Annotated in this window: 24 protein-coding genes and 1 pseudogene; 13 read left to right on the top strand and 12 right to left on the bottom strand. The window is 69.3% G+C overall.

Annotated features, from left to right (window positions below; all coding sequences use genetic code 11):
* Positions 1-5: 5 nt before the first annotated feature.
* The 7 genes and pseudogenes from ACWEKS_RS12545 to ACWEKS_RS12515 all read right to left on the bottom strand — a co-directional run.
* Positions 6-1,298, bottom strand: a complete 1,293-nt coding sequence (locus tag ACWEKS_RS12545) for a VWA domain-containing protein (RefSeq protein ID WP_452340155.1) — start codon at positions 1,296-1,298, stop codon at positions 6-8.
* Positions 1,295-2,206 (bottom strand): protein phosphatase 2C domain-containing protein, encoded by a 912-nt coding sequence (locus ACWEKS_RS12540; protein ID WP_452340154.1) that lies wholly within the window; start codon positions 2,204-2,206, stop codon positions 1,295-1,297. Before ACWEKS_RS12540 ends, ACWEKS_RS12545 begins: the two co-directional genes overlap by 4 nt.
* Before the next feature lie 3 nt (positions 2,207-2,209).
* Positions 2,210-4,477, bottom strand: a complete 2,268-nt coding sequence (locus ACWEKS_RS12535) for a tetratricopeptide repeat protein (RefSeq protein ID WP_452340153.1) — start codon at positions 4,475-4,477, stop codon at positions 2,210-2,212.
* Positions 4,474-4,728: a hypothetical protein gene (locus ACWEKS_RS12530; protein WP_452340152.1), complete on the bottom strand. Its 255-nt coding sequence runs from the start codon at positions 4,726-4,728 to the stop codon at positions 4,474-4,476. The genes ACWEKS_RS12535 and ACWEKS_RS12530 overlap by 4 nt, the downstream gene beginning before the upstream one ends.
* A 174-nt stretch (positions 4,729-4,902) precedes the next feature.
* Positions 4,903-5,724 (bottom strand): PaaX family transcriptional regulator C-terminal domain-containing protein, encoded by an 822-nt coding sequence (locus ACWEKS_RS12525; RefSeq protein ID WP_452340181.1) that lies wholly within the window; start codon positions 5,722-5,724, stop codon positions 4,903-4,905.
* A gap of 84 nt (positions 5,725-5,808) precedes the next feature.
* A complete protein-coding gene (locus tag ACWEKS_RS12520; protein WP_452340151.1) occupies positions 5,809-7,011 on the bottom strand; it encodes a saccharopine dehydrogenase family protein in 1,203 nt (400 codons plus the stop codon).
* A gap of 40 nt (positions 7,012-7,051) precedes the next feature.
* A pseudogene (locus ACWEKS_RS12515) lies at positions 7,052-7,261 on the bottom strand (alpha/beta hydrolase); the annotation flags it as partial.
* Positions 7,262-7,350: 89 nt separating this feature from the next.
* Here ACWEKS_RS12515 and ACWEKS_RS12510 point away from each other — a divergent pair.
* Positions 7,351-8,202, top strand: a complete 852-nt coding sequence (locus ACWEKS_RS12510) for an acyl-CoA thioesterase (protein WP_452340150.1) — start codon at positions 7,351-7,353, stop codon at positions 8,200-8,202.
* An 82-nt stretch (positions 8,203-8,284) separates the two neighbouring features.
* Here ACWEKS_RS12510 and ACWEKS_RS12505 read toward each other — a convergent pair whose 3' ends face one another.
* Positions 8,285-9,976, bottom strand: a complete 1,692-nt coding sequence (locus ACWEKS_RS12505; protein ID WP_452340180.1) for an APC family permease — start codon at positions 9,974-9,976, stop codon at positions 8,285-8,287.
* 208 nt (positions 9,977-10,184) lie between these two features.
* On the opposite strand from ACWEKS_RS12505, the gene pdxT reads away from it, so the two are divergent.
* The 7 genes from pdxT to ruvB all read left to right on the top strand — a co-directional run bounded on the left by pdxT (position 10,185) and on the right by ruvB (position 15,191).
* On the top strand, positions 10,185-10,847 hold the full coding sequence (gene pdxT / locus ACWEKS_RS12500) for a pyridoxal 5'-phosphate synthase glutaminase subunit PdxT (RefSeq protein ID WP_452340179.1): 663 nt from the start codon (positions 10,185-10,187) through the stop codon (positions 10,845-10,847).
* A gap of 45 nt (positions 10,848-10,892) precedes the next feature.
* Positions 10,893-11,645, top strand: coding sequence for a YebC/PmpR family DNA-binding transcriptional regulator (locus ACWEKS_RS12495; protein ID WP_452340149.1), 753 nt, complete (start codon positions 10,893-10,895; stop codon positions 11,643-11,645).
* A gap of 96 nt (positions 11,646-11,741) precedes the next feature.
* Positions 11,742-12,266, top strand: a complete 525-nt coding sequence (locus tag ACWEKS_RS12490; protein WP_452340148.1) for an O-acetyl-ADP-ribose deacetylase — start codon at positions 11,742-11,744, stop codon at positions 12,264-12,266.
* 97 nt (positions 12,267-12,363) lie between these two features.
* Positions 12,364-12,810, top strand: coding sequence for a hypothetical protein (locus ACWEKS_RS12485; protein ID WP_452340147.1), 447 nt, complete (start codon positions 12,364-12,366; stop codon positions 12,808-12,810).
* Positions 12,811-12,924: 114 nt separating this feature from the next.
* Positions 12,925-13,494 carry a crossover junction endodeoxyribonuclease RuvC gene (gene ruvC / locus ACWEKS_RS12480; RefSeq protein WP_452340178.1) on the top strand — a complete coding sequence of 190 codons (570 nt, stop codon included), beginning with the start codon at positions 12,925-12,927 and terminating at the stop codon, positions 13,492-13,494.
* Entirely contained in the window at positions 13,491-14,096 is a 606-nt protein-coding gene (gene ruvA, locus ACWEKS_RS12475) for a Holliday junction branch migration protein RuvA (RefSeq protein WP_452340146.1), read from the top strand. The genes ruvC and ruvA overlap by 4 nt, the downstream gene beginning before the upstream one ends.
* A gap of 6 nt (positions 14,097-14,102) precedes the next feature.
* On the top strand, positions 14,103-15,191 hold the full coding sequence (ruvB, locus tag ACWEKS_RS12470; protein WP_452340145.1) for a Holliday junction branch migration DNA helicase RuvB: 1,089 nt from the start codon (positions 14,103-14,105) through the stop codon (positions 15,189-15,191).
* A gap of 81 nt (positions 15,192-15,272) precedes the next feature.
* On the opposite strand, the gene ACWEKS_RS12465 is transcribed toward ruvB, so the two are convergent.
* Positions 15,273-16,241: an NADP-dependent oxidoreductase gene (locus tag ACWEKS_RS12465; protein ID WP_452340144.1), complete on the bottom strand. Its 969-nt coding sequence runs from the start codon at positions 16,239-16,241 to the stop codon at positions 15,273-15,275.
* Positions 16,242-16,310: 69 nt separating this feature from the next.
* On the opposite strand from ACWEKS_RS12465, the gene ACWEKS_RS12460 reads away from it, so the two are divergent.
* Positions 16,311-17,294, top strand: a complete 984-nt coding sequence (locus ACWEKS_RS12460; RefSeq protein ID WP_452340143.1) for a GlxA family transcriptional regulator — start codon at positions 16,311-16,313, stop codon at positions 17,292-17,294.
* A 4-nt stretch (positions 17,295-17,298) separates the two neighbouring features.
* On the opposite strand, the gene ACWEKS_RS12455 is transcribed toward ACWEKS_RS12460, so the two are convergent.
* Complete coding sequence (locus ACWEKS_RS12455) at positions 17,299-17,994, bottom strand: FadR/GntR family transcriptional regulator (RefSeq protein WP_452340142.1); 696 nt, start codon at positions 17,992-17,994, stop codon at positions 17,299-17,301.
* A gap of 149 nt (positions 17,995-18,143) precedes the next feature.
* Between ACWEKS_RS12455 and ACWEKS_RS12450 the strand changes: the two genes are divergently transcribed.
* From ACWEKS_RS12450 to ACWEKS_RS12440, 3 genes are read left to right on the top strand one after another with little or no spacing between them, the layout of a single operon-like run.
* Positions 18,144-19,292 (top strand): acetamidase/formamidase family protein, encoded by a 1,149-nt coding sequence (locus ACWEKS_RS12450; protein ID WP_452340141.1) that lies wholly within the window; start codon positions 18,144-18,146, stop codon positions 19,290-19,292.
* Positions 19,292-20,488 carry an amidase family protein gene (locus tag ACWEKS_RS12445; RefSeq protein ID WP_452340140.1) on the top strand — a complete coding sequence of 399 codons (1,197 nt, stop codon included), beginning with the start codon at positions 19,292-19,294 and terminating at the stop codon, positions 20,486-20,488. Before ACWEKS_RS12450 ends, ACWEKS_RS12445 begins: the two co-directional genes overlap by 1 nt.
* A gap of 23 nt (positions 20,489-20,511) precedes the next feature.
* Positions 20,512-21,963: a DUF222 domain-containing protein gene (locus ACWEKS_RS12440; protein ID WP_452340139.1), complete on the top strand. Its 1,452-nt coding sequence runs from the start codon at positions 20,512-20,514 to the stop codon at positions 21,961-21,963.
* Positions 21,964-22,604: 641 nt separating this feature from the next.
* Here ACWEKS_RS12440 and ACWEKS_RS12435 read toward each other — a convergent pair.
* Both ACWEKS_RS12435 and ACWEKS_RS12430 read right to left on the bottom strand, forming a co-directional pair.
* Complete coding sequence (locus tag ACWEKS_RS12435) at positions 22,605-23,900, bottom strand: amidohydrolase family protein (protein ID WP_452340138.1); 1,296 nt, start codon at positions 23,898-23,900, stop codon at positions 22,605-22,607.
* 80 nt (positions 23,901-23,980) lie between these two features.
* Entirely contained in the window at positions 23,981-24,691 is a 711-nt protein-coding gene (locus ACWEKS_RS12430) for a GntR family transcriptional regulator (RefSeq protein ID WP_452340137.1), read from the bottom strand.
* Between the two features lie 226 nt (positions 24,692-24,917).
* Between ACWEKS_RS12430 and ACWEKS_RS12425 the strand changes: the two genes are divergently transcribed.
* The gene (locus ACWEKS_RS12425) at positions 24,918-26,117 is read left to right on the top strand and encodes an amidohydrolase (RefSeq protein WP_452340136.1); all 1,200 of its coding nucleotides are present in this window, start codon (positions 24,918-24,920) and stop codon (positions 26,115-26,117) included.
* Positions 26,118-26,175: the final 58 nt, after the last annotated feature.

Here is a 26,175-nt window from a genome sequence, read left to right as displayed (position 1 = left end):
TCCCCTCACCGCTTGTGCACGCGGGAGGTCTTGGTCGACCGCGTGTCCAAGGTCATCTCGTCGGCCTTGCGCACCGCGGACTTCAGCCGCACGGTCCCGGTCCGCGCATCGAGCACGTCGACCACGCCCTCCAGAAGTTTGGCCGTGTCCGCATTGCCGGAGGCCGCGGCGATCTGCACCGCGCGCCCGAGTTTCCTGGTGGCCGTGTCGAGGTCGCCGTCGCGGCGCGCGGCGAGGCCCTCCTGGATGACCCCGGCGAGTTCGGCCTGCCCGGTGTAGTGGGCCACTTCCGGGCTGATCTTGCTGGACTGGGCGACGTCGTCGGTCCACACGGCCTTGATCAGTCCCTGCCCCAGCACCTCGGCCCGATCCCCGCTGCCGCGCACCAGCGCGACCCGCCCGGCGAGCATGACATCGCCGAGTCCGCCGGGCGCGACCTCGACGCAGATGTGGTAGTCGCGGCTCTCCGCGCCACCCCAGGAGCCGGTCGGGTATTCGCCGGTCTGCGTGCCGGTTTCGGTGCGCCGCCCGGTCAGGTCCAGCAGCTCCGGCGCGACCTGCTTGACGAATTTCACGGTGGCCCCGCGCGGGGTCCACAGCCGCAGCGCGACATCGGCGACCGACTTGCCCATGGCGGTGGTGGTCATGGCCTGGAAGTCGGCCACCAGATCCCGGGGGTCGGCGACGATGTCGACGGTGCCGAGCAGCGCGCTCGAGATCTTGCGCAGTTCCGCGATCTCCCAATCGGTGCCGACGCCGCGGCAGTCGCACACGTACACCCCGGTGCTGGCCTGGATTTCGGCGTCGAGCTGCTGCGGCGTCTCGTGCTCGTCACGGCCGTCGGTGAGCAGGATGGCGTGGCGCAGCCCGGCCCGGTCCCCGAACAGCTGCCGCGCCAGCCGCAGCCAGGTGCCGATCGCGGTGCCGCCCCCGGCGCGCAGGTTCTGCACGGTCGCAATGGCATTGGCCTTGTTGCCGGGGGAGGCGGTGATCAGCGACGGCGTGACCGGGTACACCATGCGCGCCTGGTCGGTGCCCGCCACCACGGCGAAGTCCACGCCGTCGCGCACCGCCGAGATGGCGGCGGCGGTGGCGTTCTTGGCGGCGGCCAGTTTGCCGTAGGCGTGGTCCATGCTGCCCGAGCAGTCGACGATGATCACCTCGGCCGCCCCGCCGCCGCCCGGTATCGCGCCGCCGCCGGTCGCGCTCACGGTGACGACCGCGTCGACCCGCGTCGCACCGGCGGGCAGGTACTCGTTCTGGAAGGTGTCGATGCGGAAACCCAAGGGGTCGTTCATGATCGGTCATTCCTCGAGAGGGCGGGAAACGGTGCGACGGCGACGGTGATGTTGTCGCCGCCGCCGGCGGCCAGCGCCCGATCGGCCAGCTGGTGGGCCGCGGCGCGGGGGTCGGTCAGGGCGGACGGCAGGGCGAGCGCGGTGAGCGCGGCGGCGTCGGGGTAGTAGTTCCACAGTCCGTCGCTGCACAGCAGCACCGCGCCCGGCCCGTCCGGGACGAAGGTGCGCAGATGGGGTTCGACACCGTCGGCGTCGGCCCCGAGCCAGGCGGTGAGGGTGTGCGCGTCGGGCATGGACATGGCGGTCACCTCGTCGACGCCCAGATCCACCAGCCCGGCCGCCACCGAATCGTCGATGCTCAACCGGCGCGGCGGGGTGGCCGCGGGGTCGGCGGTGAGCCAGTAGGCGCGGCTGTCGCCGATGGACCCGACGGTGACCGCGGTCGCGGTGACCGCCGCGGTCACGATAGTGCAGGATGGTGTCAGTTCGCCCCGATCACCCAGGGCCGCAACGGCTTCGGCCGCCGCGCCGATGGCCAGCAGGGTCGCCCCCTCCGCGCCGAGTCCCGCGCCGAGCGCGGCCGCCAGCCGGTCCGCGGCGGTGGCGGCGGCCCGCTGGGCGGCGTCGGCGGCGTGCTCGGAGCTGGACACCCCGTCGCACACCACCAGGATGCGGGTGCCGTCGAGGACGCGCAGCGCCATCGCATCCTCGTTGTGCGCGTGCCGTTTCCCGCGATCGCTGACCGCGGCGAGCGCGCCGAGGTCGAGCTGCCACCGGTCGGGCACGGCCGCCGGCGTGATCTCACCGGTCAGCGCTGCGCCGCAGTCCTCGCAGAATCGGTCGCCGTCGGCGCATCGCGCTCCGCACGCCGGGCACACGTCGGTCGTCTCCTCGAGTGTCGTCGTCATGGCTCACACCCAGCTGACGGGGCGAATGGCATTGGCGCGGTTCACCAGATCCCGCCGCGTCACTTTGTCGGGGGCCAGTCGCGCCAGTGTCCGGAACTGGGATTCCAGCGCGGTCCGCAGCTCGCGATCGGCGAATCGGCAGCCCAGCACGGTCGCGCCCGGCTCGACCGGCTGGGCGGCCGCCAGGGTGCGCGCGGCGTCGAGGACGGCAATGCTGCGCCACGCCCTGTGCTCCGGATCCAGCGGCAGACCGCTGAGGCGAGCGCCGGCGGCGACGAGATACCCGTGCCGGTCCGACCCGCCCGCGAGTTGCGCGCCGAAGGCGGCGAGCTGGGCGGCGGTGTGATGGCTGGAGCCGGCGGGCACCGATTCCGCGGCGGCGATGGCGCCGTCGATATCGCGCTCCTGCAGCCGGGTGCGGGCCAGACCGAAGGCGGCACTGGGGTATCCGTGGTCGGTCCGCCACACCTGCAGGTACAGCCGGGACGCGGCGTCGAACTCACCCGCGCACTCCCGGGCCGCCGCGAGCGCCAGCTTGGCCGCGGCCTCACCGGGCAGCATGCCGTGGACGGTGTCGAAATGCTCGCGGGCGGCGGTGCAGTCGCGGCGGGCCAGGGCGGTCGCCCCGCGATACCAGGTGATCCGCCAGTCGGCGTCCTCCGACTCCTCCAGTGCGGCGAGTTCGGCGGTGGCCGTGTCGAAGTCGCCGCTCTCGATGCGGGCGCGGACCAGTGCCAGGGCCACCTCCGGCGAGGACACCGGTGCGGCCTCCAGCGCGGTCACCAGCTGCCGGGGATCACCGATCGAGGTGGTGGCCAGGAAGCCCGCCGCGGGATCGGACGGATCGACCATGGGCACCGGCAGTGCCGCCACGATGGCGAGCGGGTCCGGTGTCGCGGGCCACTGCTGCGGGTCGGCGCCGAAAGCCGCACGCTCGCCGCTGAACACGGTCGACAGCGCCGGCCGCGGCTGCCCGTCCTCGGCGGCCACCACCTCGCGCAGCACGCCGGTGACCTGCTCGGCCATCTCCGAGGCGGACCCGAACCGCTCGTTCGGGTCGGCGGCGGTGGCGCGCTCGAGCAGCCGCCGGAACGACGGGAACTGCGCCAGCACCGGCACCTCCGTCGCGGGCGGCAGGGTGTACCGGTAGGCGTGCTGGTAGTCGAAGTTGAAGGTCAGCACGGCCAGTGTCCGCGCCACGGTGAACAGATCCGACTCCACCGACGCGCCTTGGGTTTCCAGCTCCGGCGCACAGTAGCCGTCGGTCTTGAACCCGGCGCTGTCCTCGTCGTCCATGTGCCGGACGGCGCCGAGGTCGATGAGCTTGAGCTGCTCCTCGGTCTGAATCATATTGTCGGGCTTGAAATCGCAGTACAGCAGATCCAAGCCGTGCAGGTAGCCGAGCGCGGGCAGGATCTCGAGAATGTAGGCCAGCCCCCGGGCCAGCGGCAACGGCTGCAGCCGTCCGGCCGGATCATGCTGGGAGCGCAGCTCTTTCAGCGATGCCCCACCGATGTACTCCATGACGATGTAGCCGACCGGCTCCTGCGTGCGGGGGTCGGGATGGCGGACGAAGTTGAAGATCTTGACGATGTTCGGGTGCTCCACCGACGCCAGGAACTGCCGCTCGGCCACCGCCGCCGCCAGGGCGTCGGCGTCACCGGTGTCGAGCAGGCCCTTGAGCACCACCCAGCGGTCGCTGACATTGCGGTCGCGGGCCAGATAGATCCAGCCCAGGCCGCCGTGGGCCAGACAGCCCAGCACCTCGTACTGCCCGGCCACCAGATCTCCGGCCGTCAGCTTCGGGGTGAAGGAGTAGACGGTGCCGCACTGGCGGCAGAAGCCCTCGGTGCGGCCCGGCACCCCCTCGCGGCCGCGGCCCACCCGCTGATTGCAGTTGCTGCAGAAGCGTTCGTGCTCGGGCACCTGCGGATCGGCCATGACCGCCGTGGACGGATCCCGGTAGGGCACCTGCGGAATCGACACCAGGCCCGCGCCCAGGCGGCCCCGGCTGGACCGCGCGGTGCGGGTCGAGCGGGAGGAGGAGCGGCTGGAGCCGCGGCGGCTCTGCCGGCCCGAGCGGGCCGAGCCCACCCCGGTCCGGGAAACCGGATGCCCATCGGGCGTCGGCGCGGCCTCGGTGAAGGTGGCCGCGAGGACCGGTGCCGAAACGTGCTGTGCCGGTGCGGCAGGCGCCAGCCCACATTCGTCGCAGAAGCCGTCCTGAATGGTGCCGCCGCAATCCGGCCGCAGGCAGTGGGTCATGGTCATGCCGTCTTCTCGGTGATAGCCCGCTGAAACTCGGCCACCGCGCGGGTGATGGCGGCGAGATCGCAAGGGGCGGAATGGAGTAGCTCGTGCAGCGCGAGGGCATCGTCGCCATCGGGCCGCTCCAGCAGTGGATGGCCGATGGCGCTCGCACCCGTCAGCGGCACCCCGTCCAGAAACCGGACGCCTGGATCGTCTTCCGGCTCCGCGAGATTCGCGGCGATTTCACCATGGTCGGCATCGAGCCGGGCCAAGGCCTGATCGACCTCGGCTATTGCCAACACTGGCACCCCCCGTTTCAGCGATGTCCCTCATCGAGCGTGAGCCCGTCAGCACATGCTGCCACCGCTGGGCGTAAGCAAACCGTAAGGATTTTCCGGGTTCCGGGTCACCGCCACGACCGGGCCGGGGGATGATGTGCTGTCGGTCTAATCCCGGGCGCCGGTGGGGGCGGTAATCTCGGCGACCGCCTCCGCGTACCAGCGGAACAGCCGAATCGGCGGCAGGGGAGCGGCATTCAGCGCCGCCCAGCAGTCCGCCACGGCGGCGCGCGCGGTCACCCCGATCCAGTGCTCGGGAAGCAGCTCCGGCGGCAGCAGCGGATCGGACACGACGGCACGATCGAACTCGCTCGCCAAAGTGATTGCCAGCGAGAGCTGCCGGGTCGGATCCGCGGTGCGCAGCGCCGGCAGGGTGCGCTCGGCGGCCGCGAGCAGCCGCTCGTGCCCGGCGGCCAGCCGGTCCAACGGCCACAATCGCGCCGCGAGCTCGGCACCCCCGGTGATCCCCCCGACCGAGAGCTCATCGGTCGACAGCGTGGTGAGCTGCCCGTCGATGCCGAGTTTCCTTGCCAGGGAACGGATTCGGTCTTCCCATGCATGCGGCGACACATACAGCCCGCCCTGGATCGGCGCGCCGCCGCGGTACACGATGTCCTCGCGCATGGCGTCACGCGCCTGCCGATTCGCCTCGGGCACCGCGAACGCCACCAGATGCCAGACGCCGTCCCACTGCACCTCCCCGCGATCCTGGGCATAGGCGAAGCGCAAGTACTCCAGATCGGGTTCGATGGTCCCGCGGGTGTCCTCGGTGGCGCGCAGCACCGCCTTGCGCCCACGCCCCTCGTGCGTGAATCGACCCTCGGCCACCAGCCTTTTGATGCACAGCCGCACCTGCTGATCGCTCATGCCGAGCACGGCCGCGACATCGTAGAGCTCACCGGCGTCGATCGTGGCGTCCTCCCGGATCATGCTCTCCACGAGCGTCCGGGTCGGAATCTCGGTGGCCGGAATCAGATCGTCCACGGCGTACTCCTCACTCCACGATGCACGGTGCTACCCGACCGGTTCCCGCTCGATGACGACCGGTGAGCCGCCACCGAATTCGCGGCCCAGATCCGCGAAGAACCGCGACGCGTCGATGACCGCCTCCGGTGGATGCACCCCCGGCCGGCGGGCGCGGCCGTCGATGACCTGGGACATGCCCAGCGCCAAGGGCATCCCGGTCGCCCGCGCCATATCGCCGAACAGCTTATCGATGCCGCCGGCCACCGACGGGTCCAGGTGTGCCAGCACCCGATATTCGCGCCCGGCTCGCCGGCCCGACAGAGCGGCGAAGAACGGCGGCAGATTCCCCGGCCCCCGGGTCCGCAGGGCCGTCGGCACCGAGCGGGCGATCCGCGCCAGCGTCGGCCGCGCCAGCTCCTGCGCGGCCGCCTCATTGGTGAGCCGGCCCGCGTCGATATCGCGGCGCAGCATCTCCAGATAGGCCAGCGTCGACGGCGTCACCACCATCAGGTTGGCCGCGTCGCCGACCGGTTTCAGGCTGCGCTGCAAGGTGATCGGCTCGGGGTGGCCGATGGTGTAGGCGGTGCCGCGCCGCCCGCCGGGCAGGGTGAGCTCGACCGGGCGCAGAGGGCGCTGCGCGACCACCCGGCCCGCCGTCACCGCCGAGATACTGCCGCTGCTCTGCTGCATCCAGTGGACGGCCGCCGCTGTCGGCTGCTCGTCGGCGAGCAGCGACTCCGCACCGCCGCCCGCGCCCGGAACATCCACCGGCCACGCGGTATACGCGTCCAGAACGGTGTCGAGCTCGGCCGCCGCCAGCGCCGCCAGCAGATTGCTGATCCCGGGACTGGCGCCCATTCCCACGATCGCGCACACTCCGGCCGCGCGCGCCCGGTCATCGAGCCCGAGCATGTCGACCGTCGGCTCCCAGTCGTCGCAGATATCGAGATAGTGCGTGCCGGTGTCGATCGCGGCGCTCAGCACGGTGCGGCCGAATCGGTAGTAGGGGCCGACGGTATTGAGCACCAGATCGACCTGCGCGAGCGCGTCGCGCAGGGCGAGAGCGTCGGTGACATCGAGCGGGCGCGCGGACACCGGTACCCGGGCGCCGGCGAAGCGCCGGGCCACCGCCGCGGCGGCCTGCCCGTCCCGATCGGCGATCACGATCCGCTCGACGCCCAGCAGCCGGGCGGCGGTGTCGACGGCGGCGGCGCCCATCGCGCCCGCCGCACCGAGGGCGAGGATCCTCATGGCGTACTCCTGTGCAGCATCAGTGGTTCGGTGGCCGCACGTCGCCGTGCGCGAAAACCACCAGCCCGAACGGTCCGTCCCCGTGTTCCGGTAGCGCCAGCGTGCCCTGCAGCGGTTGAGCGCCCCCGGTGATGGTGACCCGCTCCGCGCGAATGTCGAAGTCGTGCTGGACGATCACCCATCCGCCCGCCGACAGCACCAGTGCGGCAACGCAACTCACGGCGGTGAGGGTCCGGCGCTTCCAGCTCATGAAAGTATCGTAACAGAAACGATCGTGGAGATATTGATAGATTTGCGCGGTTGTTAGCCTGAGCGCGACAAACGCGAAGGGACGGGTGCATGGCGACGATCGAAGAGGCGCTCGAAATAGAGCAACTCGAACGCGACATCTTCCGTGGCGCGTCCACCAAGACGCAGCTGCCACGCACATTCGGCGGGCAGGTGGCGGGGCAGGCGCTGGTGGCGGCGGTACGCACGGTGGATCCGCACTATCAGGTGCATTCACTGCACGGGTATTTCCTGCGGCCGGGCAATCCGGAGCAGCCCACCGTCTACCTGGTGGACCGCATCCGCGACGGCCGCTCCTTCTGCACGCGCCGAGTCACCGGCGTGCAGAACGGCGAGGCCATCTTCACCATGTCGGCCTCCTTCCACGTCGGCGACGCGGGACCCGAGCATCAGGACCGGATGCCGTCGGTGCCGCCGCCGGCCGAATTGCCCGACGCCAAGGAGTCCATGAGCCCGGAACGGCTGTGGGCCATGCGCGAATGGGAGCACTGGGACATTCGCACCATCCCGCAGGGGGAGGTGGATCGCCGCGACGGCCTCGCCGCCCAGCAGCAGGTGTGGTTCCGCTACCGGCACGCGCTGCCCGACGATCCGCTGTTCCACGTCTGCACCCTGGCGTACATGAGCGATATGACCCTGCTCGGCTCGTCCAAGGTCATCCACCCGGACGAGCCCACCCAGAACGCCTCGCTCGACCACGCCATGTGGTTTCTGCGCCCGTTCCGCGCCGACGACTGGCTGCTCTACGACCAGCAGTCGCCCTCGGCGGGTGCGGGCCGCGCGCTGACCGGCGGGCGGATCTGGAACCAGGCCGGGGAACTGGTGGCGGTGGTCGTGCAGGAGGGGCTGATTCGTACCTTCCGTGACGAGCAGGCCGAGTCGTACCCGGCCGGTACGGCCTGAGCCGCACCCGAAACCGTCCGAGCCACAAACAAATCGAGCGCGCCGCCGGTGAATTCCGGCGGCGCGCTCGGGTTTTCGAGGATCAGGCGGTCTGCACCCGCAGGTGGCACACCACCGTGTCGTTCATCTTGCGCAGCACCCGCTCCAGCTCGTCACTGCGATGGCTGGGCAGCACATGGTTCCACCCGGCGGGCGGCTCGATCTCGGCGATCACCACCACCTTGCGGCGGCCGGTGAAATGGTCGGCGACATAGCGCGCCACCGGGCCGCCGACCGTCGAATCGCCGTCCTCGAGCAGCACCAGGCGCACATCCGGATGCCAGGCCTCCCACTCCTTGGTGAAGACGGTGATGTTCTCGCCCGGCAGGCACACGTGCACCGCGGTGACGTCGCGGCCCAGCGACATGGCCGCCGAGAGCGCCTCCCGGCTCAGCTCCGACACCTCCGACACCGGCACCACGATCGCGGTCTCGGTGGCCTTCGGCTCGGCGGGCACACAGCCCACGCCGCGGCAGCCGTCGATGCGGGTGTAGATCGTGCGGATCCGTTCCATGGCCACCACCAGCAGCGGTAGTACGACCACGATCAGCCACGCGCCCTCGGTGAATTTCATTGCGGTGGTGACGATCAGCGCTACGCAGGTGAGCACCGCGCCGAAGCCGTTCAGCGCCGCCCGCCACTGCCAGCCCTGGGTGCGCACGTCCAGCCAGTGCCGGACCATGCCGACCTGGGCGATGGTGAAGCCCACGAACACGCCGATCGCGAACAGCGGCACCAGCGCGTTCATATCGCCGCGGGACGCGGCCAGCAGCACCGCCGAGGACACGCCCAGCGCCAGCACACCGAACCGGTACACCTGTCGTTGCGAGCTCACCGCGAACCGGTGCGGCAGCGAATTGTCGTCGGCGAGAATCTTGGTCAGCGTGGGCAGGCCGCCGTAGGAGGTGTTGGCCGCCAGCGCCAGCAGGATCACGGTCGCGAATTGCACGATGTAGTAGGCGATTCCGTGGCCCAGTGCCGACTCGGTCAGCTGCGACAGGATCGTGGTGCCCTCGATCGGGTGGATCGAGAACTTGCCGATCAGCGTGGCCAGCCCGAGGAGCATGAGGCCCAGCAGCACGCCCAGCGCCACCTCGGCCCGCTGCGCGCGCTTGACTTTGGGCTGGGCGAAACTGGGCACCGCGTTGGCGATGGCCTCCACCCCGGTCAGGGCCGCGCAGCCACTGGAGAAGGCCTTGAGCAGCAACAGGATTCCGATGGTGCGTGCGTTCTCCGCGACCGCCGCGCCGGTGGCGACCGTGGCCGGTTCCGACCGCAGCAGGCCCGCGATGATCACCGCGAAGATGCCGAGCACGAACACCGCGGTCGGGGCCATGAAAGCGCGGGCGCTCTCGCGGATGCCGTACAGATTGAGCACGGTGATCCCGGCCAGCACGGCCAGGCAGATCCACACCGTGTAGGGGAACAGCTGCGGGAACGCGGAGGTCAGTGCCGCCACGCCCGCGGCGATCGACACCGCGACATTCAGCACGTAGTCCACGATCAGCGAGGCCGCGGCCACCAGACTGGTCCGCCGGCCCAGCCGGGCCTTGGCCACCGCGTACGCGCCGCCGCCGTTCGGGAAGGCGGCGATGACCTGCCGGTAGGACGCGATGAGCACGGCCAGCAGCACCACGATCGCCAGGGTCACGGGCAGCGTGAAGCCGAGCCCGGCCGTCCCGGCGGCCGCCAGCACCAGCACGATCGCCTCCGGCCCGTAGGCCACCGAGGCCATGGCGTCCAGCGAGAGCCCGGCCAGCCCGGTCGCGACGGTCAGCCCGTGCCGCGGAGGAGGAGCGTCGACTCCTCCGTGCGGCCCGGGCGAGGTTTGCGGTAGCAAATCAGTCACATGCCGCAGTGTTCACCCGAAAGCGCTGATGGACACCCCTCCTTACGAATCCCTGACGCTCTGGGTGAGCAGGGCCACACACCCCTGCAAACGTATGCTCGACGGCGTGAAACCGAGGATTGGTGTGCTGGCGCTGCAGGGCGATGTGCGTGAACACCTGCATGCTCTCGAGGCGTGCGGGGCGGATGTGGTGCCCGTGCGCCGCGAATCGGAGTTGGCCGCCGTCGACGGTCTGGTGCTGCCCGGTGGCGAATCCACCACCATCAGCAAGCTGCTCGAGGTCTTCGACCTGCTGGAACCGGTCAGGCAGCGACTCCGTGACGGCCTGCCCGCCTACGGTTCCTGCGCCGGCATGATCCTGCTCGCCTCCGAGGTCCTCGACACCCGCCCGGACATGCAGCCGTTGCGCGGCATCGATATGACGGTGCGGCGCAATGCCTTCGGGCGTCAGGTCGACTCCTTCGAGGCCGACCTGGACTTCGCGGGTCTCGACGATGGCCCGGTCCGCGCGGTGTTCATCCGCGCCCCCTGGGTCGAGCGGGCCGGGGACGGCGTCGAGGTGCTCGCGCGGGTGCCCGCGGGCCCGGCGGCCGGACGCATCGTCGCGGTGCGGCAGGGCAATGTCATGGCCACCTCCTTCCATCCGGAGGTGACCGGCGATCTGCGGGTGCACAAGCTCTTCGTGGACACCGTGGTGCGTCCGCGCGCCGGAGTCTCGAGTAGACTGGTGCAGTTGTCCGTCCTCCGGGGCGGGTAGTTTGCCACTTGAACCACAGCGCCCCCTGAAACGAGGAAGTAGGGAATGAGCGGCCACTCAAAATGGGCCACCACCAAGCACAAGAAGGCCGGGATCGACGCGAAGCGCGGCAAGCTCTTCGCGAAGTTGATCAAGAACATCGAGGTGGCGGCCCGCACCGGTGGTAGTGACCCGGACGGCAACCCGACTCTGTACGACGCCATCCAGAAGGCGAAGAAGTCGTCGGTCCCCAATGACAACATCGAGCGCGCCCGCAAGCGCGGCGGTGGTGAAGAGGCCGGTGGCGCGGACTGGCAGACCATCATGTACGAGGGCTACGGCCCCAATGGTGTCGCCGTGCTGATCGAGTGCCTCACCGACAACCGCAACCGCGCCGCCGGCGAGGTGCGCGTGGCGATGACCCGCAATGGCGGCAATATGGCCGACCCGGGCTCGGTGTCGTACCTGTTCCACCGCAAGGGCCTCATCACCCTGGAGAAGAACGGCCTCTCCGAGGACGACGTGCTCATGGCCGTACTGGACGCGGGTGCCGAAGAGGTCAACGACCTGGGCGACGCCTTCGAGATCATCTCCGAGCCGACCGACCTGGTCGCGGTGCGCACCGCCCTGCAGCAGGCCGGAATCGACTACGACTCCGCCGAGTCGAGCTTCCAGCCGTCGATGTCGGTGGCCGTCGACGTGGACGCCGCGCGCAAGGTGTTCAAGCTGATCGACGCGCTCGAAGACAGCGACGACGTGCAGAACGTCTTCACCAACATCGACGTCTCCGACGAGGTGCTGGCCGAGCTCGACGCCTGATCGAGCTCCGAACGACGCGGGCCGCCTCCCGAACCGGGAGGCGGCCCGCGTCGTAAATTCCCGGGCTCCGCGGGTGCCGGGTGCGAGAATCGCGGCGTGCCCGAATTGCGCGCCGTGCGAGGCGATATCACCGAACAGCAGGTCGATGTCATTGTGAACGCCGCGAATTCCTCCCTGCTGGGCGGCGGGGGAGTGGACGGGGCGATCCACCGCAAGGGCGGACCGGAGATCCTCGCCGCCTGCCGCGCACTGCGGGCCTCCCGGTACGGCAGCGGCCTGAAGACCGGGCAGGCGGTCGCGACCACCGCCGGAAACCTCCCCGCCCGCTGGGTGATTCACACCGTCGGCCCCGTGTGGTCGGCGACCGAGGACCGCTCCGCGCTGCTGGCCTCCTGCTACCGCGAATCCCTGCGCGTGGCAGACGAACTCGGCGCGGACACCGTGGCCTTCCCGGCCATCTCCACCGGCGTGTACGGCTGGCCCATGGACGACGGCGCGCGCATCGCCGTAGAGACCGTGCGCGGCGCCGAGACCCGGGTGCGGGAGGTGCGGTTCGTCCTCTTCGGCGACGAGGCGTTCCGAATCTTCGCCGCGGCACTCGCCGCGAATCAGGGTGCCTGAGCGGGCGAATTCCGGGTTTACCCCGATATGCGTGAAACCTCCTGTGCGGCAAGCTGAATCCCGGGTCGGGTCATAGTCGATAGGAGTTGATTCATACATGGCTCAACGGTTGCTGGTCGGTCTGGGCGCTGCGGCCCTGATCACCGCCGCGGCTGGCGCCCTGGCCCCGGCGGCATTCGCGACGGATCTGGCCGAGGGGGTTTCCTGCAGTGATCGCAGCTGCCGCAACGACACCGACGACATCTATCGCATCCAGGTGCGGGTGCACTGCTCGGGAGTCGGTGACGGGTACGAGACGTCGGTCTGGGTGAACAGCCACACCACCGAACAGACCCAGGTCGGGTGCACCGGCCGCTGGGTGTCCGGTGGATTCCGCCCCGGCACGCCCTCGATGAACTCGGACGGCACCTGGAACTCGCCTCCGATGGAGAAGGAGCCCGACAGGTTCGAGCCCAGTTACCTGACGGGCATCGACTACCTGAGTGCCGTGGTCGACAACAGCGGCCGCCGACGCCCCGGCGCCCCCGCGCCCAGCGGCTCCTGATTCCGGCCGGATCACCCGAGCCCGCACCGCGACCGGCCGTGTCGATGGACAATGTCGCCGCGAGGGTCCGTTAGACTCTCGAACAGTTGTTCGTTCATGGTGAGAGGGGTTTCGGTGCGGGTGATGGGCGTCGACCCCGGGCTCACCCGGTGCGGCCTCAGCATGGTCGTCGGCAGCATGGGCCGGCAGGTCTCCATGCTCGCCGTCGACGTGGTGCGCACCCCGCCGGAAATGGAGCTGGCGCAACGGCTTCTGCTGGTCGCCGACGCCGCCGAGGCCTGGATGGACACCCATGAGCCCGAGGCCGTGGCCATCGAACGCGTCTTCTCCCAGCACAATGTGCGCACCGCCATGGCCACCGCGCAGGCGGGCGGCGTCATCGCGCTCGCGGCCGCCCGGCGGCAGATCCCGGTGCATTTCCACACGCCGTCTCAGGTGAAGGCGGCCGTCACCGGCAATGGTTCGGCGGACAAGGCGCAAGTGACCGCCATGGTGACCCGTATCCTCGGGCTGGCCGTCGCGCCCAAGCCCGCTGACGCCGCCGACGCGCTCGCCCTGGCGATCTGCCACTGCTGGCGTGCACCCATGCTGGAACGCATGGCCAAGGCGGAGGCGATGGCCGAGCGGCAACGGCGCATGTACGAGGAAAGGCTTGCCCAGCAACGGAAGGCGGTAACGCGGTGATCGCGTCGGTACGCGGCGAGGTACTCGAGATCGGGCTCGACCATGTGGTCATCGAGGCGGCGGGGGTCGGCTATCGGCTCAATGCCACCCCGGCCACCCTGGCCGGGCTCACCCGCGGCGAGGACGCCCGGCTCTACACGACCATGATCGTGCGTGAGGACTCCATGACGCTGTTCGGCTTCGCCGACACCGAGGCGCGGGAGTTGTTCGTGTTGTTGCAGACCGTGTCGGGTGTGGGCCCGAAGCTGGCCATGGCCGTGCTCGCGGTGCTCGAACCCGAGGCGCTGCGCAAGGCGCTCGCGGAATCGAATGTGGCGGCGCTGACTCGGGTCCCGGGTGTCGGCAAGCGCGGCGCCGAACGCATGGTGGTCGAGCTGCGGGACAAGGTGGATATGGTTCCGGTGCAGTCCGGTCCGCCCGGATCCGGGCCCGCGCCCACGGCCACCCCGGTGCGCGAGCAGGTGGTGGACGCGCTCATCGGGCTGGGCTTCCCGGCCCGGCAGGCGGAGGGTGCGGTGGACGCCGTGCTGGCCGACGACCCCGGCATCGGCACCTCGCAGGCGCTGCGCACGGCGCTCGGGCTGCTGGGCAAGAATCGATAGGCCGTCATGAGCGACGAGTTCGACGATATCGACGACACCGAATCCGCCGTCAGCGCAAGCTATCTGCAATCCGATGGCGAGATCGAGGCCAGCCTGCGCCCGAAGTCCCTCGACGACTTCATCGGCCAGCCGCGGGTGCGCGAACAGCTGGCGCTGGTGCTGCGCGGGGCGAAACTGCGCGGCGGCACCCCCGACCACGTGCTGCTGTCCGGCCCGCCGGGGCTGGGCAAGACGAGTATGGCCATGATCATCGCCGGCGAACTGGGCACCGCGCTGCGGCTCACCTCCGGCCCGGCGCTGGAGCGCGCGGGCGACCTGGCCGCCATGCTCAGCAATCTGGTCGAGGGCGATGTGCTGTTCATCGACGAGATCCACCGCATGGCGCGGCCGGCCGAGGAAATGCTGTACCTGGCCATGGAGGACTTCCGCGTCGACGTGGTGGTCGGCAAAGGCCCTGGCGCGACGTCGATTCCACTCGATATCGCGCCTTTCACGCTGGTCGGCGCGACCACTCGATCAGGTGCCCTGACCGGCCCGCTGCGCGACCGCTTCGGTTTCACCGGCCACATGGACTTCTACGAACCCGAAGAGCTGCAGAAGATTCTGGAACGCTCGGCCCGAATCCTGGGCGTGCGCTTGGAGTCCGACGCGGCGGCCGAGATCGCGGGCCGCTCCCGTGGCACGCCCCGCATCGCGAACCGGCTGCTCCGGCGCGTCCGTGATTATGCCGAGGTCAAGGCCGACGGGCTTGTCACGCGTGAAATCGCCTGTGCCGCACTGGCGGTGTACGACGTGGACGCACTGGGGCTGGACCGCCTCGACCGCGCGGTGCTGAGCGCGCTGATCCGCAGCTTCAACGGCGGCCCGGTCGGGGTCTCCACCCTCGCCGTCGCGGTCGGCGAGGAAGCGGCCACCGTCGAGGAGGTGTGTGAACCCTTCCTGGTACGGGCCGGATTGGTGGCCCGCACGCCCCGCGGCCGCATCGCGACAGCGGCGGCGTGGGAGCACCTCGGCTTGGTCCCGCCGCCGGACCTGGTCTTCGGATCGATCGAAGTGCGGCGTCACGAGCCCCAGCTGGATCTGTTCGAGCCGTAAACCGTTCACGGGTGCGAACTTCCGTGAACAGAACCGCGCCGCTTGCCGTGCTCCGGCGGGCGGCGCGGTTCCATCGCTACTTCACTCGACGGTGAGGACGAGCTTTCCGACGGTACGGCCGGTCTCGCCGAGAGCATGGGCCTTGGCCGCGTCGGCGAGCGGGAATGACCCCGCGATGGTGGGGCGCAGCGCGCCGGATTCGGCGAGCTCGCGCAGCGCCTCCATCCCGGTGTGATCGGCCTCGACGAGCAGGATCTCGGCGCGCACGCCGAGCCGTTCGGCCTCGGCCTTGTAATGGTCACCGCCATTGGCGCGCAGGGAAACCAGGATGCCGCCGGGGCGCAGGGTGCGCAGGGACCGCTGGGCGTGGTCGGCGTCGATGGGGTCGAGGACCATATCGATATCGTGGACCGTGTCCGCGAAATCGGTGGTGCGGTAGTCGATCACCTCGTCGACGCCGATGCCGCGCAGGAAATCGTGGTTGGCGGCGCTGGCGGTGCCGATCACGTACGCGCCGCGCGCCATGGCGATCTGCACCGCGAAGTGCCCCACGCCGCCGGCGGCGGCGTGGATCAGAACCCGCTGCCCGGCCTGCACATTCGCGGTGTCGACCAGCGCCTGATAGGCGGTCAGGGCGGCCAGCGGGATGGCTGCGGACTGCGCGTGGTCGAGATTGGCGGGCTTGCGGGCGAAGGCCCGGGCCGGTCCGGTGACGTATTCGGCGGCCGCGCCGTGCCCGTGCGGGTAGGGGAGCATGCCGAACACCGCGTCGCCGGGCTTGAACAGGGTGACGCCGATCCCGGTCGCCACCACCTCGCCGGAGACGTCCCAGCCCAGCACGAACGGCGGCGGGGGCAGGAACAGGCCCGCGCGGCGGCGGTGACCCCAGTCGGTCGGGTTCAGGGCCGTGGCGCGCACCCGCACCAGGATCTCGCTCGGACCGGGCTGCGGCACCGGCAGTTCCACCTCGTGCAGGACCTCGGGACCGCCGAGCACGTCCTGGCGGATGGCCTTCATGGTGGTGGGGATGGTGATCTCCTTTTCGCTCATGCCTCCAGCTTGCCGCCGGGGGAGCGGGGAGGAAATGGCACGATTGCCAATATTCGATAGGATCGTGCCATGCAGTCGGAGAAGCTTCAGCCGCACCGGGTCGTCGTCCTGGCGCTCGACGGGGTCTACCCGTTCGAGCTCGGCATCCCGAACCGGGTGTTCGGCACGGCCGACGGACTGTACGAGGTGATCACCTGCTCGCTGGACGGGCGGCCGGTCCGCAGCAGTTCCGACTTCGACATCGCGGTCGCGCACGACGCGAGCCTGCTGGAAAGCGCCGACACCGTGGTCATTCCGCCGTGTGATGTTGTGCCGATCCTGGAAAGTGGCCTGCCGCAGGCCGTTTCGGATGCACTGGCCTTCATCCGCCCGGGCGTGCGACTGGTCTCCATTTGCACGGGAGCGATCGTGGTCGCCGCCGCGGGCCTGCTCGACGATCGGCCTGCCACCACCCACTGGAACTTCGCCGACCGGTTCCGGCGGACCTTCCCGAGGGTCCACGTCGACCCGAACGTCCTCTACGTCGACGACGGTGACATCCTCACCTCCGCCGGCGCCACCGCCGGAGTCGACCTGTGCCTGCACCTGATTCGCGCCGACCACGGCAGCGAAGTCGCCAATATGGTCGCTCGCCGCTGTGTCGTCCCGCCCTGGCGCGAAGGCGGGCAGGCGCAGTTCATCGAACAGCCGGTGCCCCCGCCGACCGCCGCGGGCACGGCCACCGCTCGCCAGTGGGCGCTCGAGAACCTGGACCGGCCGCTGACCATGGCCGACCTCGCGGATCGAGCGCGCATGAGCGGCCGCACCTTCGCCCGCCGGTTCCGTGACGAGGTCGGGATGAGCCCGGGACGATGGCTGATTCAGCAGCGGGTGTTCCGTGCCCGCGAATTGCTGGAGACCACAGAGCTTTCCGTCGATCGGATCGCCGGGGAGGTCGGCTTCGCCACCGGAGCCTCCCTGCGCCAGCACCTGCACGAGGCGATCGGTGTGTCGCCACTGGCCTATCGGCGCACCTTCCGGACCGAGGTGGCGGTCGGCGCGATGCGCGCCTGAGCGCTCAGCGCGGTGCGATGCTGAGTTCGCGGACCTCCCGCAGATGCCGTTGCATCGCGGCGGCCGCGGCCGCGCTGTCGTGGGCCGCCACGGCCTCGTAGATCCGGTGATGGCCCTCGAGCGACAGGCGGCGGGCGTGACGTGAGCGGTGGGAGAGCGTGCGGGTGCTCCTGGTCCACTCGGTGGTCATGGTGCACAGCGTCACCAGGAGCGGATTCTGCGCCGCGTGCGCCAGCAGGGTGTGGAATTCGATGTCGAGCCTGAGGGATTCGGCGGGGGACAGGGTGTCGCTGGAACAGGTCAGGACGTCGTCGAGGGACAGCAGGTTCGAGTCCAGGGCACGCAGGGCGGCCAGCTCCGCGATGCGCGGTTCCACCAGATCACGCAATTCGATGGCGTGGCCGAGCTCGATATCCAGCGCCCGCAGGCCCTCTGTCAGCGCGTCCGCGTGCCGCGGGGTTTCGGTGACGGTGCTGCCGCGGCCCTGACGGCGTTCGATGAGCTGCTTGGATTCCAGCTCGAACATGGCCTGGCGCAAGGATGATCGCGACACGTTCATATTCGCGGCCAGCTCGCGTTCCGACGGCAGCCGATCCCCGGCCCGCAGCTCGCCATTGGTGATCAGCGCCTCCAGATGCGCGGCGACCTCCGCGCTGACGCTGCGCGCGCGCCGGCGCAGCGGGGGAATCGATGCTGTCATCGCCCGAGTTTAAATCCGTTCCCGGCCAGGCCATTTCGGCCAGGTTAAACGCCAGTTACGTTCGGTTTCGAGCCCCGTCACCGCCCGTTCGCCGGGCTTATGGTCGGCACATCGGATGGTCCGACCAATTCGGTCGGGTAGGAGAGGTAGTGAGCGTGACGTCGATCGTGCGGGAGTTCATCCCGGCGTTTCCGGTGCTGCAACCGGGTGAGGGGATCGGCTCCGAGACCGGTTATCTGCCGGTCGATCCGTCGGCGGTGCTGTGGGGGCGCCTGCCCTGTGCTCGGGACCGGCCGATCGCGGCCGTCGAACCGGGGCACAGCATCGTGGTCGACACCGTCAGTCATGAAGGGATTCTCGACGACCAGGGCTCCGATCCCGTCGGGTATTTCGGGCGGAACGGCGTCGAACGCGACCAGGTGCTGGCCGACGCCGTCGAGGTCGCCGCGACCAGGAATCGTGACTCGCTGGCCGGGCCACACATCGTCACCGGGCCGATCGCGGTGACCGGAGCGCAGCCGGGTGACCTGCTCGCCATCCGCATCGACGAGCTGACCATGCGCGCACCCTACGGCGTGGTCTCCACGCGGCACGCGCGCGGCGTGCTGGCCCATCGGCGCGGATTCGACGGGAACTACGGGCAGTTCTGTGCGGTGGAATCGCGGGAGGGGAGGTGGTTCGGCGCCATGCCCATGCATCCGGATCGGCCGCAGCGGGCCAGTTTTCCGCTGCATCCGTTCCTGGGGATCATGGGCGTCGCGACCGACACCGAGAGCCGGGTGTCGTCGGTGCCGCCGGGGCTGCACGGCGGCAATATCGACATCCGCCGCCTGACGGCCGGTGCGACATTGTTTCTGCCGGTTCAGGTTCCGGACGCGCTGTTCTATATCGGCGACCCGCATTTCGCCCAGGGGAACGGCGAAGTGGCACTGACCGCGCTGGAAGCGCCACTGCGGGCGCGATTGACGGTCGATGTGATTCCGGGCGCACAGGTCGCGGCCGGACTGGGCCGGACGATCGGGCCGTTCGCCGCCGCACACGGGCTGGTCATTCCGACCGGCTTGGACGAGGACCTGAACCGGGCGCTCGAGGTCTGCGTCCGCAACGCGGTGGAACTGGTGGTCTCGCTGTTCGACGCCGATCCGCAGCAGGCGTACCTGTATCTCAGCGCGGCAGCGGATTTCACCATCTCGCAGGCGGTGGACCAGGTGCGTGGGGTGCACGGTGAGGTACGGGTCGCCGACTTCGCCCACCACGCCGCGACCGAGCTGGCCCGGCGCGTCCTCGAGCGGGCCTGATGACGATCGTGAAGCAGATCCCGGACCGCGCAACGGATTTCGATCGGCGGGTATGGCGTGAACTGGGTGCACCGCTGGTCCGGGCCACCGGCGAAGGCGTTCTCAGCGGGCACACCGTGGCAGTGAAGGATCTCTACTCCGTCGCCGGGTTTCCGCTCGGTGGGGGAGTTCCGGACTATCTCGGCGCGCCCGCGCCGTCCCACGCGCCCGTGGTGGCCCGCCTGCTGGCGGCCGGTGCCGACATCACCGGCATCGCGCAGACCGACGAATTCGCCTACAGCATCACCGGTGGCAACGGACGCTATGGGATGCCGGTGAATCCCGCTGCTCCACACCGGGTTCCGGGGGGATCGTCGAGCGGCTCCGCGGTCGCCGTGGCGAGCGGCGCGGTCACCATCGGGCTCGGCACGGATACGGCCGGGTCGATCCGGGTTCCGGCCGCCTATCAGCGATTGTGGGGAATCCGTACTTCGCACGGCGCGATACCCACCACGGGAGTGCTGCCGCTCGCGCAATCATTCGACACGGTGGGATGGATGACGCGTGACGCGCTCACCTTGGCGGCTGTCGCGGAATGTCTGCTGCCCGAACAGGAATCAGGCGCCGCACAGTTGATCGTGGATCCGAGGTTGTGCGCTGTCGCCGATGACGAGCCGGCGGCCGCGACTCTCGCCGCCGCGAAGCGGATCGGTGCCGCTGAGGCAGATCTGAACGCCGACACAGCATCGTGGTTCACCGCGTTCCGGACGGTCCAGGCCTTCGAAGCCTGGTCCAACCATGGAGCCTGGATCCAGGCGCATCCCGGAGCACTCGAATCCGAAGTGGCACAGCGCTTCCGGTTCGCATCGACGATCACCCCGTCGCAAGCGATGGAGGCCCGCGAAGTGCTACGCAGAGCCGCCGAACATCTCCGCGCCGCACTGCGCGACCGGATTCTGGTATTGCCCACCACCGCCACACCGCCGCCACCTCGGACGGCCGCCGCCGAAGCATTGGAATCGGGCCGAACACGCACCCTGCATTTGACGTGTTTGGCCGCTATCGCAGGCGCACCTGCCGTCACCTTCCCGCTGGCGGATATTGGCGGAATTCCAAATGGTCTGTGTTTGATTGGGGCGCCCGGTATGGATCGAACCGTTATTCGACATTCAATCGAAAAGGCAAGGAATACTGGACAATTCGGGTTCTCTCAATGATTGCGTGGCGGTAGAATTAGCCCATGGATTCGAAGGGGGAAACACTCGACACGTGTGGCATCGCCGACCTGGCGGCCGCCGTCGAAACCCTGTCGAATTCCGTCCTCCACGGCAACCTGAACCCGTTCTCCGACAGTGATGTCGTGGAGTTGATGCAGCGCCTGGAAACCTGCAAACGCCAACTGTCGGCGCTGGATTCACGCCTGATCATCGAGGCCTGCAACCGTTCGCTGCCCGAAGGCAGTGGAGCGAAGAATGTGGTGCCGTTCCTGCGTCAAACGTTGGGGTTGTCGAGGTATGACGCGTCGGTGCGGGTGAAGATCACCCGCCAGTGCGGGGAGTTCTTCGAACCCACCGGACACCTGCGTCCGGCCACCTTGGCTGCGACTGCCGAAGCCTTTGAGGCAGGCGACATCTCGCGCGATCATGTCCGCAACATCATCGACGTGATGAACCACCTGCCCGCCGACATCTCCGCCGAGACGCGCGCGGAAGCCGAACACCTCTTGGTCGATCACTCCTGCATCGGCTGGCCCGATGACCTGCCCAAGATCGGCCGCGACATCCTCGCCCGCATCGACCCCGACGGCAAGGTCGTCTCCGACGCCGACCGCCGTCGCCGCCGCGGCCTGGTCCTCGGCCGTCCCGGAGTGGATGGCATGTCGTGGATCGAGGGCTGGATCACCCCCGAACTGCGGGCACTGCTCGACGCCGTCTTCGCCAAGCTCGCCCGTCCGGGCATGTGCAACATCGACGACACCGACAGCGTTGCCGCCACCGTCAGGGTCGTCGACTCGAGGGTCCTCGAGGCGGCTGCCCGTCGGGACCGTCGTGATGCCGGTCAGCGCACCCACGACGCGTTGTTCGCGTTGCTGCAGCCCGGTGTCGACCCTGCCAAGCTGGGCTCCCACCGGGGTCTGCCGGTGCAGGCCATCGTCACTATCTCGCTCAACGATCTGGAGCGTGGGGCCGGGGTTGCGACCACCGCCTCCGGTGGCCACGTCTCCATCAATGAGGCGTTGAAGCTGGCCGAGGGGACCAAGCCGGTGCTGGTGGTCCTCGACGCGGACGGGCTGCCGCTGTACCTGGGTCGCTGCCAGCGACTGGCCGGCCCCGCTCAGCGTTTGGCGTTGATCGCCCGCGACAAGGGATGCACCCGACCAGGATGCGACGCACCCGCCTCGATGTGCGCGGTGCACCACATCACCGACTGGGCCGAAGGCGGCCCCACCGATCTGACCAACCTGACGCTCGTCTGTGATCACTGCCATGCGCTGGTCAACGACAGTGCCGAGGGTTGGAAAACCGTTGTCATGGGCAAGGATTCCCCGTATCGGGGGCGGACCGGGTGGATTGCCCCGAAACGTCTTGACCCCACCGGCATTCCTCGCGTGAACGACAGACATCATGTCGGTGAGTGGGTCGCCGCTGCCATCGATTCCAGTTGCCGGAGGTGGGGTTCACGGGCGGCGTGATTCCCGGCTGCTCGTGTGCTGCTGGCGTGCGCAGGGACCGGGGAGTGTGGTCACCTCGCCTGCCCTACCGGACTTGGGCTCACGCCGGGTTGAGAGCCGCCACCCACCGATCCCGGCCCACGGACCGCACGCATCGCCTTCTACAGACAAACCCACCGCCACCGCGATCGGTACCTGCCCCGGCCACTCCTGCGACAGCCGCCATCTCCCCCCTCGATTCACACGCGACCGGCTCCAGGGGATCGCAACCGAATCGGTCGACCGCATCTTCAGGGCCCAAGGTCCTGGAGTCCTGCCAACTGGTCAGCGCTCGCGGCCGCCGCTCGGGCCCATCCGGCCGGTGCCCCAATCCCCCGGCAGCACGGACCTATCTCCAACCCGCCGACCCCAGTCCTCACCACAGTGCCTCCTGCCGGGAGGCCGATCCACGGCGCCACTACTGATCGGCAATGTCCCCCAAGGGGCGCAAGCGATCATGTGGCGACCCCAACCCCGTGATCTGAAGGAATACTTCCTGCGCAACCCCACATGCGGCTTCAAAGGTGAGGGGGCTGGTAGGTGTAGGCGTGGACGTGAGCCCGGCCCCTCCCTTCTCCGGGCGTCTCTTGTCTTTTAATCTTTTGGTCTTTGTCTTTGGTCTTTTAGTTCTTGTCTCTTGGGTTTTCGTCATTCCGGATTACCTCCTGCACGCGGGTGGTGCGGGCGGTCAGGCGTCCGGACTTGAAGACATAGTTTCGATCGGGGCGGTCGAGTAGGGCACCTTCGACTCTTCGTGTGGACAGCACCACCAGATCGGCGGACGCGCCGACGCGTAGCCCGTATCGCTCCGAGATGCCAATGGTGCGGGCGGCCTCGGTGGTTGCCATTGCGAGCACCCGGGTCAAGTCCTCGGGGCCGGAGAGGTGTGCGGTCTGGGCCAGGAAGAGTCCGATATCGAGCATGTCGGCGTTGCCGTATGGGGTGAAGGCGTTGCGGATGTTGTTGGATGAGTAAGCCGTTGTGATTCCTGCCTGCCAGAGCTCGCGGATCGGGGCGATGCCGCGGCGCACGTTGGTGAGATCTGATCTGCCACCGAGATGCATGTCGGTGGCGGGCAGGGGGACGACGGAGATTCCGCTCGCCGCCAATTGTTCCAGGGTGCGGGCGCGATCGGCACGGGGACGACCGGCCAGGGAGGTCATGTGACCGAGTGCGACCCGCCCGTGCCGGCCGGTGCGCTCGGTGACCTCGGCGATGTAGTCGGCCATGGCATAGCGGGGGTCGGTGGCGTCGTCGGCGAAGTCGGCGTGAATGTCGAGCGGGACATCGAATTCGGCGGCCAGGTCGAAGACGAGGTCGATGTGGCGGCGGCAGTCTTCGACGGTGCGTTCGTTGTAGGCGCAGCCGCCCAGGACGTCCGCGCCCGCGTGCAGACTCTCGCGGAGGAGGTCGAGGGTGCCGGGAGCTTGGAGAATACCCTCCTGCGGGAATGCGACGATTTGAATGTCGAGGCGGTCGCGATACTCCTCGCGCAGATCCAGCAGTGCGGTCACGCCACGCAGGCCCACGATCGGGTCGACATCGGGGTGCGCGCGAATGGCGGTGGTGCCATTGCCGATCGCCATGTCGAGGACACGGCGGGCGCGGTCGCGGATGGCGGCGACGGTGAAGCCGCGCTTGAGTTCGGCGGTCACGCTGATGGCCCCGGCCAGGGTGCCGTCCGGATTGGACTTCTCGTCGTCGAGGAGCGCCTTGTCCAGGTGCACATGGGATTCGATCAGGCCGGGAATGACGACTCGTCCGGCGCAGTCGATTTCCTCGGCGCCCCGGCCGGTGAGCGCGGGCCCGATCGCGGTGATGACACCGCCGTCGATCGCGATGTCGACCAGTTCCGCGTCGTCGGCGATACGCGCGGCGCGCAACATCAGATCCACGGTGTGCGGCAACGGATCCGCCATGGTGACCTCCCGGACGAAGTGACTCCGTTTTGTATACGAGAGCCGTGTTTCGTCCCGGGGTGGCAATTGCTGCGCCGATGTTACGAAGTGTGCGACCTCGAAGCACGCTGTCGCGCAGTGTTTTCGGTGCGCGGCAACGCGGTGTCCTCGGTGTGTTTCCGGAATCTGTAGGCGTTCGCGGCGTGCGCGATGTGGGCGCTCACCACATCGGCCGCGCGGTCGGGGTCACCGGCCTCCAGTGCGGCACAGATCTCTTCGTGCTCGCTCCACGAATCACTGGCGCGGCGCGGAAGTTCGACCGAGTACACCCAGGCGATCTTCCAGCTCAGCTGCATGATCAGCTGCGCGAGCAGGGTACTGCCCGACGCTTCGGCGAGCACCTCGTGGAAGCGGCTGTTGAGCCGGGCCAGCTCGTCCAGCCGGCCCGCCCGCACCGCGTCCTGGCCCAGCGCGGTGAGTTCCTTGAGGCGGCCGAGTTGTTCGGGCGTGCGCCGCACCGCCGCCCGAGACGCACAGAGCGGTTCCAGGCGGGCCCGGATCTCCAGCAGGTCGGCGGCCTCGTCCTCGGTGAGCTCCGCCACGAACACCCCGGCGTAGGGCCGTGAGGAGGCGAAACCCTCGGCTTCCAGGGTGCGCAGCGCTTCCCGGACGGGCACGCGGGAGACGCCGTAGCTCTCGGCGAGCGACTCCTCGGTGAGTCGTTGGCCGGGGGCGTACGCGCCACGAATGATGTCGTCACGGATGGCGCGGCACAGCTGCTGCGGTGTCATGCGCCCGGCGGTGCTGGTCACTGCGGCCTCATCTGACGATCGGTGGAATGGGGATTTGCATACGATCCATCGTGGCCTCGCCCGACGGGATCCCGCAAATCTACTGCACCGATCAGATATTCGCGGGTGCAGCTGTGTCGCAGGGGTTTCGGGTCGCTGAGCAGGCAGTATTTGTATACGATGCGGCCATTCCGTTCGGAAGGATTCCCGACTTGCCGTTCTCTCTTCGATACAGGTGGTGCACTCCATGAACGATCTCCTGCTGCGCGGCGGCCGCCCCTGGACTCCCGGAGTCCCGCTCGCCGCCGCCGACATTCTCGTCCGGGACGGCCGGATCACGGCGATCGCGCCCGATCTGAGCGCCGAGGGCGTCGACACCGTGGATCTGGCCGGGGCGCTGGTGCTTCCGGGCCTGGTCGAGTCGCACTGTCACCTCGACAAAACCATGTTCGGCGGTCCCTGGGTGCCCAATACCGGCGGGCCGACCCTGGCCGGGCGCATCGCCAACGGCGAGGGCCGCCGTGACGAGCTCGGGCTGCCCAGCGCCGACTACGCGTCGAACCTGCTGGGGGCCATGGTGTCCGGCGGGACCGCACACGTCCGCAGTCATATCGACATCGACCCGGAGGTGGGGCTGCGGGGCGTGGAGGCGGTCCGGGCGGCCGCGGCGCGGCACGCGGACCGGGTCGACGTGCAATTGGTCGCCTTTCCGCAGGGCGGTCTGCTGACCCGGCCGGGCACCGGCAAGCTGCTGGAAGCCGCGCTGGCCGAGGGCGTCGAGGTGATCGGCGGGCTGGATCCGGCCGGCTACGACGGGAATCCGACCGGCCAGCTCGATCTGATCTTCGGTCTCGCCGAGAAATACGGCGCGCGCATCGATATCCACCTGCACGACCGGGGCGCGCTGGGCGCCTGGCAGTTCGACCTGATCGCGGCCCGGACCAGGGCCACGGGGCTGGCGGGACGGGTCACCATCAGCCACGCCTACGCGATGGGGGAGCTCGCCCCGGGTGAGCAGCGCCGGATCGCCGAAAACCTCGCCGACGCCGGGGTTTCCATGATCACCTGCGCGGTGGGTGACGCGCCGGTGGTGCCGGTGCGGGTGATGCACGAGGCGGGGGCCGGGCTGGCCCTGGGCAATGACGGCGTCCGGGACCTGTGGACGCCCTACGGCGACGGCGACATGCTGCGCCGGATCATGCAGGTGGCCTTCCGGGATCGGCTGGTGTCCGATGCCGATATCGAACTGGCGCTGGCGGCCGGAACCTATGGCGGCGCCGCGGTTCTCGGGATCGAGGATTACGGGTTGCGGGTGGGCGCACCCGCCGACCTGTTCACGGTCGACGCCGAAACACCCGCTGCGGCTGTGGTTTCCGTTCCGACCCGAAAGCTGGTGGTCAAGCGCGGTCGGGTGGTCGCGCGCGCTGGCCGGCTCAGCGCGGGCTGATCGTATACGAAACAAAGGTGTAATCGCGTGGACCGCATCCGGCAATGATCCGCCGATA

Source organism: Nocardia sp. NPDC004711 (assembly GCF_053601595.1).
The sequence above is the reverse complement of the archived record's forward strand: the minus strand, read 5'-3'. Positions and strand labels throughout refer to the sequence as shown.